This window comes from Ectothiorhodospira sp. BSL-9, from assembly GCF_001632845.1.
Taxonomy (GTDB): domain Bacteria; phylum Pseudomonadota; class Gammaproteobacteria; order Ectothiorhodospirales; family Ectothiorhodospiraceae; genus Ectothiorhodospira.
In genome coordinates this window covers 3,191,459-3,204,716 of record NZ_CP011994.1, presented here as the reverse complement: position 1 = coordinate 3,204,716, position 13,258 = coordinate 3,191,459, and the positions used below count along the sequence as shown (strand labels likewise).

Below are 13,258 nucleotides of genomic sequence, written 5' to 3'. Positions count from 1 at the left end.
TCCTCCCGACAGGACACATTGCCCCATGACCTTGCAGGAACTGCAACGCCTTCACCTTTTCGAGCCCCTGAACAATGATCAGCTGGCGCGTATCCGGTCCACCTCGCGGGAACGCCACTGCCGGGCCGGGGAGGCGCTGTTTTCCCAGGGTGATCCGGCACCGCACTTTTTCCTGGTGAAGACCGGGGCCATGAAGCTGTACCTGCTCTCAAGGGATGGCGACGAGAAGGTGGTGGAGGTGATTCAGTCCGGGCAGTTGTTCGCCGAGGCGGTGATGTTCATGGATGAGCGGCGTTATCCCGTGAACGCCTCGGCCCTGTCGGACACCCATCTGGTGATCTTCGACACCGAGTGCTTCCTGCAGCTTCTGAGGGAATCCCCTGATCTGGCCCTGAAACTCCTGGGTGGCCTGAGCCGCCGCATGCACGGATTGCTCAGCCAGATCGACGAACTCACCTTGCACAACGCCACCTATCGCCTGGTGTCCTACCTGCTGGCCCAGGCCCACTCCCAGGCCGGACAGGTGCGCCTGTCCATCCCCAAGCAGGTGATTGCGTCGCGGCTGTCCATGAAGCCGGAGACCCTGTCCCGCATCCTGGCCCGCCTGCGGGAGCGGGGTTTGCTGGAGGTGCAGGGGGAAACCCTGGTGCTGCTGGACGAGTCCGGGCTTCGGCGGGTGCTGGAGTAATCGTGATGAACCGGTGGTCGGGATGCCGTCAAGGTGAACATTCGGCATAATTAGCAGTCTCTAATAAACACTTGCATCGCCCACAAGGCTGAATCCTTCATGTCCGATCATGGCAAACGCCGTTCCAATCCCGTCCCCAGTTCCCGTTTTGGTCGCCTCTGGCACCTGGGCATGGCCTCCGGCACGCTTGCGGCCGGGATAGGCTTCAAGGGTCTGACGGAGCTCACTCGCAAGAGCAACGGCAGTCGCCCGGCACGCATCAATCTGCCGGGCAAGCATGCGCAGCGTTTCACCGATCGCCTGGCGCGCATGCGGGGGGCGGTGATGAAGATGGGGCAGCTCATGTCCATGGATGGCACGGACCTGCTCAGTGAGGAGGCCTCGGAGATCATGGGTGCCCTGCGCCAGGGCGCGGAGCCCATGCCCCTGGGGCAGCTCAGTGGCGTGCTCAACCGGGAATACGGCAAGGGCTGGGAGCAGCAGTTCAAGCACATGGATCTCACCCCCATTGCGGCGGCCTCCATCGGTCAGGTGCACAAGGCCCAAACCCGCGACGGCCGCACCCTGGCGCTGAAGATCCAGTTTCCCGGCGTGCGCGAGAGTATCGATAGCGACATCAACAACCTGGCCTTCCTGTTCCGCCAGTTCCGCATCATGCCCGCCGGCGTGGATCTGGGGCCCTTGTTCGAAGAGGCCCGTCTGCAACTGCACCGGGAGACCGATTACCAGGCCGAAGCCGAGTCCCTGAAGGCCTATGGCGCCATGGTGGGGGATGATCCGAACCTGTTCGTGCCCCGTCTGCATGATGACCTGTCCACGGAGAATATCCTGGCCATGGACTTTGCCCCCGGCGAGCCGGTGGACCGGATGATCTCCGGCGACTATCCCCGTGAAGACCGTGATCGGGTGGCCACCCTGCTCAGCCGCCTGGGTTTCCGGGAACTGTTCGATTTCGGGCTGGTGCAGACCGACCCCAACTTCAGCAACTATCTCTACGACATGGAGTCCGGGCGGGTGTCCCTGCTGGACTTCGGTGCTGCCCATCGGGTGCAGCCCCATTGGGTAGAGGTTTACCGCCACCTGGGTCAGGCGGCCTACTCACAGGATCGGGAGGACATGCGCCAGGCGTGCATCGAACTGGGGTATCTCAAGGAGGACTCGGATTCCGGTGACGTGAACGAGATGCTGGATCTGCTGCTGCTCTCCGGCGAGCCGCTGCGCCATGAAGGCCCCTATGATTTTGGTGCCTCGGACCTGTTCGAGCGGGTGTATTACCGGGGCAAGGACCTGTTCCTGGACGAGCGTTTCCGCCACATGCCCGAACCGGCCACCCTGTTCCTGCATCGCAAGTTCATGGGCATGTTCCTGCTGTGCCGCAAGCTGCGGGCGCGGGTGGATATCGGCAGGATGATGTCGCCTTACCTGGGCCTGGAAAAGCCATAGCGAACTTGAGTTCCGTGCTCAACTTCAACCGCAAACCTCAGTCGCCTGCCTGAAACAGGGGGGCGACATGCAACCGAGCCAGGGACAGACCCGAAAGCTCTCGGGTCTTTGGGGAGGGGCCTAGTACCCCCTCCCCAGCCTTTAACCTTTATAGTGTCAGCCGTTTTTTCAGAATAAGCGCCGAACGCTAACCCATAGGCCCCGGACAGAGGCCTGTGTCATATCTACACCAAATTGGCGCCCTACGCAACCTACCCCCAGCCGAAAAGTGCGCTGTGGGCAAGCCTGTCAGGCTAAAGGGAAGGTAGAGAGTTTGTGGAACGGCGGAGTTGTTGCATATTCGTCTCCATATACTGCAGCGTCATCCTGATATGTGAGTGACCTAAAAGCTCCTGAATGGCCTTGATGTCAGGATTGGGTGCGCGCATGAGTTCGGTGGCAAATGTATGGCGCATGCCGTGGGCAGTTATCCTGAAACCAAGCTTTCTGGATAAGCGGCCGAAGAATCCCGAGATTTGATCTTCATAGATCTCGCCAAGAGAATTGGTAGCATGGTATTTTGGATTGAATAAGCCGATCGCAAACACCTGTCGGTTCATTAAATCGACTTCGGTAGCGTTAGTGATTTCCAGGGTTTTTCCGTAGACTATTTGTAGTTGTTCATCGAGTGTTGGTAGTATCGGAATTGACCATTCTTGATTTGTCTTGCTCCCATCTAATGAAAGCCGCATCACTCCAGTATTGAAGTTGATGTCTTTCCAACGTAGATTGACGAGCTGCCTTCTTCTCATACCTGTAAAGTAGAGAGTTTTGAAGAGCGCTAACCAAAACCAACCAGGCATAAAGGCTATGTGTCCGGTTTGCCCAGGGCTCGGATAGTCAGGTATTTTCTCAATAAAATCTACGATAATCTTGCGCTGATCGTAAGAAATGGTGCGTTTTGGTCTCCTGCCAACTCGGGTGGTCTTGACGTGTCTCAAGGGGTTTTGCTCGATCCATCCAGCTGCGACTCCGTGATTAAATAGGGAGCACATTCTGGTTCGGTACGAGTTCCAACTCGTGGGTGCATGAGTGTCGAGTACCTTCTGGCGCCATTGCAGGGTTAATTCCTTCGTGATATCAGTTAGGTAAATATCGTCGCCTCCATTCCCGCAGTACTGAATAAATACATTAGCTGCACTCCGGTAGGACTTGATGGAGTCTGGGCGCAATAGGGTTTCGCCAATGTGTAGCTCCAAGAGCTCCTTGACTGTGTGTCCTTGTCCAATATTGATTAAAATCGGTTTGTGCATCAGGTATCTCCTTGTATCCGTTACCTTACGCGAATAGATATATCGGTAAGGTGGACGATGACTAAAGGGACCCTGGCGCCATTGATTATAGGATATGTGAGTCAATTCACGAATTGGCAGCTTTCAGATGGCGATTCGGAGGCGGTACTTGTTGGTCTGCGCCCCAGATGACCGATGGGTCAGGGAGCAGAATTCCCTTGACGTGCGATGTGTTTCGCTCGCCGCTGACCACGTACCGATGTATGTTGGTGCCATTTTCAAGTCGTTGATGTAGCTTCATTTTCATGAAACGCTTCTGCACATGCCCCCAGTCCCCGTCGGCGGGATAACTATTCGCATAGTCCTTGAACAGGGCCGGGCTGATCAGCAATACGCCTTCTTCCACCACGTGCAACCGGGCGGTGGGGTGATTGACCGCAAGTTGCTTTTGCTTGGCTTGTTGCTGAAGCCATGAGAGGAACCGATGGCCCGCGTCCGAGCTGTGGATTTCTGAATGGGTCGTTGTTTCGGGGGCGTTCGGTGGCGTTGGCGCATCCGTGGTTTCATGTGTCGGGAGGGACGGTTGGGCGCTATGACTGTCCAAGGAGGATACGTCGTGGTGCCCAGTGTCATCCGTGGGTTGGGTCTCGGACACTGGGAGATCGGGCAGGGGTAGCGCATCTTCTTCATCGCTTGCAGCCTGGGCGTTGGCAACGGCGGCTGTCTCTGGCACAACGCCAGGTGTCGCCTCGATTTCTGGATCAGACGATGCTTCTTCTGGCCCTGATGGCGTGGGTGTCTCGGTGGGCTTCACTTGGCCTGCGAAGTCCGCAGGTCGATCTGTCGATTGTGGCCAAATGCGGTGGATAGGGAGTCGAATCAGGGTGAGTTCGTGGGACCAGCCGTCACCGGATACTGTGGCCCGCCAGATGGCTCGGTCCCCGCATGGGGTCAAGATGCCATGTTCCTGCAGGGTGTCGTAGATCCGATCATTGGAGGAGGGGATCCCTGAATGCCCCTCGGCGACCAGGTGGGCACGCAGCGCGTCAATCGTGCGTTTGGACACCATCCAAAGGTCATCCCCGAGGGTCCACCCCGCTGCACCGTTGCGATTCAGCGGTAGTTCTCCCTCCAGAATCAGGTGTCGCAAACCTGTCAGCAGTCGTTCCCAGAGCGACCTGGCCCGCGATGGGGCAGCCCTGCTAGATGCATCAGCGCCAAGGTTTCTGGCGACGGACAGTCCGTCCGCCTCCTGAATGATCTCTCCCAGAGGTCCTGCCTCATCCATGTTCCCGCCAATGGCGGCCAGCCATTGCGCGAACACCTGCCGTTCCGATGCGATCCAGGACAGCCCTCGCGGCGGCACGATGTGATGAACCAATAAAGGGGCGGCGCGCTCATGGAAGCGGTATTGCCGGCCCCGCAGGTAATCCAGCGTGTAACTGTGGCAGTCATCCAGGCGGGTCATGGGGCCTGCCCACGGATCCCAGGTACCCGCGCTCTCTCCGTTGCTGTGGTAGAGCGTCACCTTCTGGTCCACGGCCGGCTTACCCAGATCATGAAGCAGGGCGGCGGTAGCCACTGCATAGGTCCAGATATCTTGCTGCTGAGCGATCTGCTCGGGTTTGCCGCCAATGGGTAGTAATCGGCCGCGACGGATCAAAAGCGCCTGACACAGCACCTCCAGTCCGTGCTCAAGCATACCCCCGAGGCTTGCGTGGTGATGCGCTTCTGAAGCCGGCAGCTGCTGCACGAACACCGCATAATTCTGGATGGCCGCGCGCACCAAGGCGGCGTGGTGGCGGGGGGGAAGCCTTGTGAGCCCTTCGATCTGGTGGAGTATTTCCCGCCGATGAGGAGGGGCGAGTAGGGTGCCCGCGTCCTGAATGGGAATGGCCCCACTGGCAGGAGCGGTGGGGGTGTTGGGCCGCTTTGCCCCGTGGGCCATGGGTTGCCGAAGCCAAGCCATCAGTGCGCGCATAGCGGGTAGCCTACCCCGTGGCCCGCATAACCGGAATCGTTTAAGGTATATCTACGGAGTATCGGTTTTCGCCGCCAACAATCCACGTAAGTACAAGGATCGTCAGTGACCGAGGTAGACGCATTCATCACCCGCTGGACCGGCACCGGGGGGAGCGAACGGGCCAACTACCAGCTGTTCCTCACCGAATTGTGCGCGCTGCTCAGCCTCCCTCAGCCCGACCCCTCCAGTGATGACACCGCCGACAACGCCTACGTGTTTGAACGTCGGGTTCGGATCTGCAACCCGGATGGCACTGAGGGCTTCGGCTGGATAGACCTCTACAAACGCGGTTGTTTCGTCCTGGAGGCCAAAGGCACGACAAAGGCCCTGGACTCCCACGGGTGGGACAAGGCCATGCTGGCAGCCCATGCCCAGGCCGACCGCTACGTGCGCTCGTTACCCCAGGATGAGGGGCGTCCGCCCTTCATCATCATCGTGGATGTGGGCCGCTCGATTGAGATGTACTCCGAGTTCACCCGCTCCGGGGGCACCTACGTCCCGTTCCCCGACCCCAGCAGTCACCGCATCCGGCTCCAGGATCTGAATGATCCAGAGATCCAGAAGCGGTTGCAGTGGGCATGGATCAGCCCGGACAAGCTCGATGCCAGCAAGCACGCTGCCCGTGTCACACGCGAGGTCAGTGCCCAGCTGGCGATCCTGGCCAAATCCTTGGAGCAGGAGGGGTATGAGGTGGATCGGGTAGCCCACTTTCTCAAGCGGTGCCTGTTCACCATGTTCGCCGAGGACGTGGAACTGCTACCCAAAGGGAAATTCACCGCTCTCCTGGAGCGTCTGGAGCAGAACCCCGAGGTGTTCCCCGATGCCATGCGCTCTCTCTGGGAGACCATGAACACCGGGGTTACGAAGGCCAGTTGATGCACAAGCTGCAGCGGTTCAATGGCGGCTTGTTCCAGGACATCAATCCCATCCCGCTCTCCGCCAAGCAGATCGGCCTGTTGATCCAGGCAGCCAAAGCCGACTGGAAGTTCGTGGAGCCAGCCATCTTCGGCACCCTTCTGGAACGTGCTTTGGACCCCCGGGAGCGTCACAAGCTCGGTGCTCACTACACGCCCCGGGCCTATGTGGAGCGCTTGGTGATGCCCACCATCATTGAGCCGCTGCGAGAGGAGTGGAACACGGTTCAGGTGGCGGCAGAAGCCTGGCTGCAGCAGAACAAGCCGAACAAGGCGCTCAAGGAACTGCGGGAGTTCCACTACCGCTTGTGCCAAACCCGGGTGCTGGACCCCGCCTGTGGCAGCGCCAACTTCCTCTATGTGGCCATGGAGCACATGAAGCGCCTGGAAGGGGAGGTGTTGAACCTGATCAGCGATCTCTCCGGCGGCCAGGCGACTTTTGATACGGAAGACTTCACCGTGGATCCACATCAGTTCCTGGGGATGGAGCTGAACCCCCGGGCCGCAGCCATTGCCGAGATGGTTCTGTGGATCGGCTACCTGCAGTGGCACTACCGGTTGCATGGCCGGCTTTCCTTGCCCGAGCCGATCCTGCGCGACTTCAAGAACATCGAGGCGCGGGATGCGCTGATAGATTATGACAGTCGGGAACCCTTCCTGGATGAGCAGGGCCAGCCGGTGTCCGTTTGGGATGGGATCAGCTACAAGGAGAGCCCCACCACCGGGGAATTGATCCCCGACGAGACCGGACGCACCCAAGTCTACCGTTACCACAATCCCCGCAAGGCCCAATGGCCGGATGCGGAGTACATCGTGGGGAATCCACCGTTCATTGGTGCCTCGACCATGCGCCGTGCCTTGGGAGATGGCTATGTTGATGCCGTGCGGGCCGTCTACAAGGGTGGGGTGCCGGATTCGGCGGATTTCGTCATGTACTGGTGGCATATCGCCGCAGGAAAAGTGCGCCAGGGGCAGGCCCAGCGGTTCGGCTTCATCACCACCAACAGCCTGCGGCAGACCTTCAACCGGCGTGTCTTGGAGCCGCACCTGAATGACGCCAAAAAGCCCCTTTCGCTGCTGTTTGCCATTCCTGACCACCCGTGGGTGGACAGCAGCGATGGGGCGGCGGTGCGGATCGCTATGACGGTTGGTGCATATGGGGAACGGGCAGGCGTATTGCGGCAGGTGACACAGGAGCAGGAGACCGATGAAGATGCCCGGAGCGTGAGCCTGTCCCATAGAGATGGCCGAGTATTTGCGGACCTGACCATTGGAGCGAATGTGGCAGGGGCAGTGTTTTTGCACGCCAATGGCATCGTGAGTCAAAGGGGGTTCGAGTTGGGAAACTCCGGCTTTATTGTAACCCCTGACGAGGCCAAATCATTGTGCTGCGGTGGCCATTTACCTATCACAGAAGTCATCCGAGCGTATCGTAATGGTCGGGATCTCACTCAGAGTCCACGCGGGGTTATGGTGATCGACCTGTTTGGGTGGTCCCTCGACGAAGTCCGCGAACGATACCCCGGTGTGTATCAGTGGATATTGGAGCGGGTTAAGCCCGAACGTGAGCACAATCGCGATCCGAGGCTCAGAGAGAGGTGGTGGCTGCATCGTCGTTTACGTGAGGACTTGCGAAGCATGCTGAGGGGCATTACCCGCTACATCGCCACTGTTGAAACCACAAAGCACCGCGTTTTCACGTTCCTAGCCGCCGATATCCTGCCGGATAACAAGCTCATCAACATCGCATTGTCCGATGCTTTTTATCTTGGCGTTTTGTCGAGTCGCATCCATGGTCGGTGGGCCATGTCTGCGGGAAGCTGGCTTGGAGTTGGGAACGATTCGGTGTATGCCAAAACACGCTGCTTTGAGACCTTCCCATTTCCCGAGGCCACTCCCGAACTTATCTCTCGCATTCGTGATCTGGCAGAGCGTCTGGATGCACACCGCAAGCGTCAACAGGCTGAGCATCCGGACCTGACCCTGACCGGTATGTACAACGTCCTGGAGCAGATCCGCTCCGGCGCGACCCTTACGCCCAAGGAGCGCAAGATACACGAGCAGGGCCTGGCCTCTATCCTCCAGGAAATACACGATGATCTGGACCGCGCCGTGTTTGAGGCTTATGGCTGGGAGGATCTGGCTGATTCTTTGGTGGGCAGGCCCGGCGCGACCGCTCCGTTGATAGATAAGCCAGCGGATCAAGCAGAGGCCGAGGAGGAACTGCTGACCCGCTTGGTGGCACTCAATGCCGAACGCGCTGCGGAGGAGGCCCGTGGGCATGTCCGCTGGCTGCGTCCTGAGTACCAAGCGCCGGATGCCGCCCAGACCAGCGCCATCCTGGTGGATCGACCTGATTTAGAGAAGGGGGCTGCAGCCGAGCCGGCCAGCAAGCCCACTTGGCCCAAGGGGATGGCCGACCAAGTGCAAGCTGTGCGTCGTCAATTGGCCGTGGGGCCGCAGACCACCGAGGCCCTGGCTGGTCAGTTCAAGCGCAAGCCGAGCAAGTCGGTGAATCAGGTACTGGCAGCTTTGGAAGTGCTGGGTCAAGCGCAGGAGGTGGATGGGGTGTGGCGGTTGGTTTAGGGATTCCTTGTAGCGGTCTTTTGTTAAGATAACGTAGTTCATTCGTTTGTATTACTGGCATATGCATCTGGGAAGATAAAAAGGTATTAGGGAGAGATATTGATGCAAAATTACCGGGATAAGCGATGGGTGGATTTTCGTGAATCTATTCTTCAGATGGATGGATATGCGTGCGTGAAATGCAATCGATCCATCCCGGAAGTGGTATTGCAGGTTCACCATAAACGTTATGAGCCCGGTAAGCCACCCTGGGATTATGCCCCGGGATTGTGTGAAACTCTTTGTAAAGGATGCCACGCAAGAGAGCATGGGAAGATTCGACCCAATGAAGGATGGTCGCTATATGATGAAAGCGATCTTGGTGGGTTATACGGAGAATGTGAATGTTGTGGTACGTCTCTAAGGTATATTTTCTATATCCAGCACCCGAATTGGGAGCCAATGGCTGTTGGTACAAACTGTTGTGATAATTTGACTGGTACTTCTGTGGCTACGAATTATAGAAAAATGCTTGGTAGGAGAAAGCGTTTTATTAATTCTAAGCGATGGAGGTGTACTCCAAATGGAATGTTAATTCAGCAAGGGCGTTTTTTGGAAATCGAAATACGCCAAAAAAGTGGTGCGTATATAATTTATATCAATAGTGTGGGTGGGAAAAAGCTTTTCAATTCTGAGAGTTCTGCTAAAGAGCATGTTTTTGATATTATCGAAAGCGGTGATGCGAGTAAGTTTGCATGCAGGCACCCCCTTCAAAAAAAGGACTGACATTAGTGGGGATTATGGAGCACCATGCGTTGGGTTGTTGTAGTACCACTTTGGTCTTACCGGTTGGATTATAAAGATCGGCATGAGTGTTTTTTGCTGCACTGGAGCAGGCCCCTCGAAGATATGACTTAGGAGGCTGGCGGACACGTCTTATGACTGGGTATGTCCGGAAAATCAGACCCTGAGGTGTGGCGGCGGCGTTTGATGGGTGGTTTAGTGAGGTTCCCTTTGAAGGCCCTTTCACAAACACTAGATGTGTGCGTAGCCCTTTTGGGTAGGTCCCTTGCCATTCATGACCCCTTCCATTCCAGCCTTTTGTTCCTTTGTTCCTTTGTTCCTTTTGGGGCACCTTAATCTTGGTGAGGTTGACTTAAAAACGACCGTTTTTGAGACTACTTCAAGTACCCATGCGTTCCGAAGGGTTTTTCCCGGAGTGGTTGTCACATAACTACCTGTAGGCACCCTTTGCATGCCATAGAATACGGGACAGGTTAAGGGACACTTTTTGACGGTCGGGGTGATCTGGATCACACTGTCACATAATCGAACGTATAAGTGACGGGTGAAAAGGTGCTGATAGGCTACATGCGGGTATCGAAGGTGGATGGATCTCAGTCCACCAATTTACAGCGTGATGCACTCCTCGCCGCGGGAGTCAGCCCTGCTCATCTCTACGAGGATCTGGTCTCAGGTAGGCGTGATGATCGACCAGGGCTGGCAGGTTGCCTGAAGGCACTTCGCGAAGGGGATACGCTAATCGTGTGGAAGCTCGATCGGCTTGGCCGTGATTTGCGTCATCTGATCAACACCGTACACGACTTGACTGCCCGTGGCGTGGGATTGAGGGTCTTGACCGGTCACGGCGCCGCAGTCGACACAACCACTGCCGCCGGCAAGCTCGTGTTCGGAATTTTTGCTGCGCTGGCCGAATTTGAGCGTGAGTTGATTTCTGAGCGAACGGTGGCCGGGCTCGTGTCGGCACGAGCACGCGGCAGAAAGGGGGGGCGCCCATACAAGATGACAGCCGCCAAGCTTCGGCTGGCAGTGGCCAGCATGGGGCAACCGGAAACAAAGGTCGGCGATCTCTGCAAAGAACTTGGGATTAGCCGGCAAACTCTCTACCGGCATGTGTCGCCAAAGGGGGATCTGCGGCCAGACGGCCTCAAGCTGCTTTCCCGCGGTTCAGCCGCGTAGGTGTAACAGAAGTGTTGGCCGGCACTTCGACGCCGACAAATGGTTCTACAGTTTGCATGGTATATCTATTATCCTCCGTGGTGCTTGGGCGATAACTAAAACAGCTGAGGTGCCTCGTTCTGGGCGTCAGCGTCAATGGATCGTGATTGGGTTCCGGCTCGTTCTTATTCGTAGATGGTCGATTCCGCCAGTCATTAGGATCGGGAGCAGACATGAAAGACGGCGCCCACCATCTGGCTCATAGCGCAGCCCACCTACCTTCGGTGATCTTTCAATACGTACTTGGAAATGATGGCGATTTTCATTTCCGCTATATCAGCGAGGGGATCGAGGAGATCTTTGGCCTGTCATCGGACCAGGCTATGGCAGATGTTGAGGCGGTTTTTTCTCGGATACACGCAGATGACCGAGACCTGGTCCGTCATCGATTACATCACTCAGCCACCACGCTGACCCCTTTTCAACATCAGTACCGAATCCATCATCCAGATCATGGCTTGCTCTGGGTGGAAGAGCATGCCAAACCAGAGGCGTTGGCTTCGGGGGAGATACTCTGGCATGGCCAGGTGTTCGACATCACCGACCACAAGACCATGCAGACCGAGCTTTCCATCAGTCGCGCCAAACTGCAGGAGGCCGGTCGGCTGGCACGTCTGGGGCATTGGGAGGCCGATCTGACGACCGGTGAGTTGTGGTGGTGTGATATCACCTATGACCTGTTCGGCTATGACCCATCCAACTTTTCACCGAGCCTGGACAATTTCTGGAGGCACGTTCATCCGGAGGATATCGCCAAGGTGAGGGCGGCTCAGGATCTGGCACGTCAGGCAGGCCGGGCGGATATCGAGGCCATCGAACACCGGATCCTGCGCTCGGATGGATCTGAGCTCTGGGTGAACTGCAAGGCGCGCCTGCGTTTCGACCGATACGGCCATGCGGTGCAGATCTTCGGGGCCATTCAGGACATCACGGAACGCAAGGCACTGGAACAGGCGATTCTGGATGCCAAGGCGGCTGCGGATCGGGCCAATCAGCACAAGTCGGATTTCATCCTGGGCATGAGTCACGAGCTGAGGACCCCCCTCAACGCCATTATCGGTTTTGGTCAGTTGCTGGAACACGATGGGGACCTCAACGCTGAGCAGCAGTCGAACGTCGAGGAGATTCGCAAGGCGGGCAACCATCTGCTGATACTCATCGATGAGATCCTGGACTTGTCCAAGGTGGAGGCAGGACGGGTGGAATTGGCCATGTCCACCATTGACTGTCGGGAACTGGCCGAGGAATGCATCAGCCTGGTGTCGCTCATGGCGCAGAAGCGGGATATCCGGATGGAACTGGATGTGGAGCCGGGGATTCCCCTGGTCTGTGACGCCACGCGTCTGCGCCAGGTCATCATCAACCTCCTATCCAATGGAGTGAAATACAATCGCCCGCATGGGGTGGTACGAGTCCAGGCCCATCGATCCCACGATAGCGAAAGCCGCTCGGTGCACATCGATGTGGAAGACACGGGTTTCGGCATTCCCCAGGACAAGATCGATCGGCTCTTCCGGCCTTTTGAACGGTTGGGCAGGCAAGACGTGCAGGGCACAGGGATCGGCCTGGTGCTCAGCAAACGACTGGTCGAGGCCATGGGAGGCACCTTGTCGGTGGCGAGTTCATCAGGACAGGGCACTTGTTTCCGTATCGCGTTACCCGTAACTCGGATGCCAGGGGTGTCACAGCAAAGGCAGCACAAGACCGTGTCTGACCTCAGTCAAGCATCGGGACTGGTGCTTCATATCGACGACAATCCATCCAACCTGAAACTGCTGCAGAGTGTTGTGTTGAGGCTGGGGCAACTGGACTTCATGGGCGCCCCTACGCCGTCGCTGGGCATCGACCTTGCGGTCGCCTACAAGCCCCGGCTGATCTTTCTGGATCTCAACCTGCCGGGCATGAGTGGATTGGAGGTTCTCAAGCGTCTGCGATCCATGCCGTCCACGCGTCAGATCCCAGTGGTGGGCCTGACGGTACGGGCGTCGCCAGAAGAGATGCGCGAAGGGCTCCAGTGCGGATTTGATCGCTATCTGACGATGCCGTTCGATTTCGACGAAGTGGTGGCGATCATCGGCGAATTCACTTGTGACGTGACAACCCATGGGCCGAGGGACTAGATCCTGCCATGGAGAGGCCGGGGGATCCATCAGGGGACTGAAGTGGGGCCGGGGTAACGTCGCTTCCACCTGCAACTGGACCAGGTCACAGCCCCTGAGCTTGCTGTCGATTGCCAGGTTGAACAGGGCGAGTTCCCGGATTTTCCCCGCCAGTTCCAGTCGAGTGCGTAGGGCCCAGATCTCTCGATAACCCGCCTCCAGAATACTCGGGTTGG

The 13,258-nt window shown here is 57.5% G+C and carries 7 protein-coding genes and 1 pseudogene; 6 read left to right on the top strand and 2 right to left on the bottom strand.

The window, feature by feature from the left end:
- Positions 1–25 precede the first annotated feature (25 nt).
- Together ECTOBSL9_RS14675 and ECTOBSL9_RS14670 are read left to right on the top strand one after the other, a co-directional pair.
- Positions 26–688 carry a Crp/Fnr family transcriptional regulator gene (locus tag ECTOBSL9_RS14675; protein ID WP_063465667.1) on the top strand — a complete coding sequence of 221 codons (663 nt, stop codon included), beginning with the start codon at positions 26–28 and terminating at the stop codon, positions 686–688.
- Positions 689–787: 99 nt separating this feature from the next.
- A complete protein-coding gene (locus tag ECTOBSL9_RS14670; protein ID WP_063465666.1) occupies positions 788–2,131 on the top strand; it encodes an AarF/ABC1/UbiB kinase family protein in 1,344 nt (447 codons plus the stop codon).
- A gap of 293 nt (positions 2,132–2,424) precedes the next feature.
- On the opposite strand, the gene ECTOBSL9_RS14665 is transcribed toward ECTOBSL9_RS14670, so the two are convergent.
- Both ECTOBSL9_RS14665 and mobH read right to left on the bottom strand, forming a co-directional pair.
- Positions 2,425–3,423 (bottom strand): site-specific integrase, encoded by a 999-nt coding sequence (locus tag ECTOBSL9_RS14665; RefSeq protein ID WP_063465665.1) that lies wholly within the window; start codon positions 3,421–3,423, stop codon positions 2,425–2,427.
- 106 nt (positions 3,424–3,529) lie between these two features.
- The gene (gene mobH, locus ECTOBSL9_RS14660) at positions 3,530–5,383 is read right to left on the bottom strand and encodes a MobH family relaxase (protein WP_240481001.1); all 1,854 of its coding nucleotides are present in this window, start codon (positions 5,381–5,383) and stop codon (positions 3,530–3,532) included.
- A gap of 111 nt (positions 5,384–5,494) precedes the next feature.
- Between mobH and ECTOBSL9_RS14655 the strand changes: the two are divergent.
- The 4 genes and pseudogenes from ECTOBSL9_RS14655 to ECTOBSL9_RS14645 form a co-directional block, all read left to right on the top strand.
- A pseudogene (locus ECTOBSL9_RS14655) lies at positions 5,495–8,925 on the top strand (class I SAM-dependent DNA methyltransferase); the annotation flags it as partial.
- 129 nt (positions 8,926–9,054) lie between these two features.
- Positions 9,055–9,690, top strand: coding sequence for an HNH endonuclease (locus ECTOBSL9_RS17105; protein ID WP_156500154.1), 636 nt, complete (start codon positions 9,055–9,057; stop codon positions 9,688–9,690).
- A gap of 570 nt (positions 9,691–10,260) precedes the next feature.
- Positions 10,261–10,884: a recombinase family protein gene (locus ECTOBSL9_RS14650; RefSeq protein ID WP_063466237.1), complete on the top strand. Its 624-nt coding sequence runs from the start codon at positions 10,261–10,263 to the stop codon at positions 10,882–10,884.
- A 212-nt stretch (positions 10,885–11,096) separates the two neighbouring features.
- Entirely contained in the window at positions 11,097–13,043 is a 1,947-nt protein-coding gene (locus ECTOBSL9_RS14645; protein ID WP_063465664.1) for a PAS domain-containing hybrid sensor histidine kinase/response regulator, read from the top strand.
- The last annotated feature ends 215 nt before the right edge of the window (positions 13,044–13,258 follow it).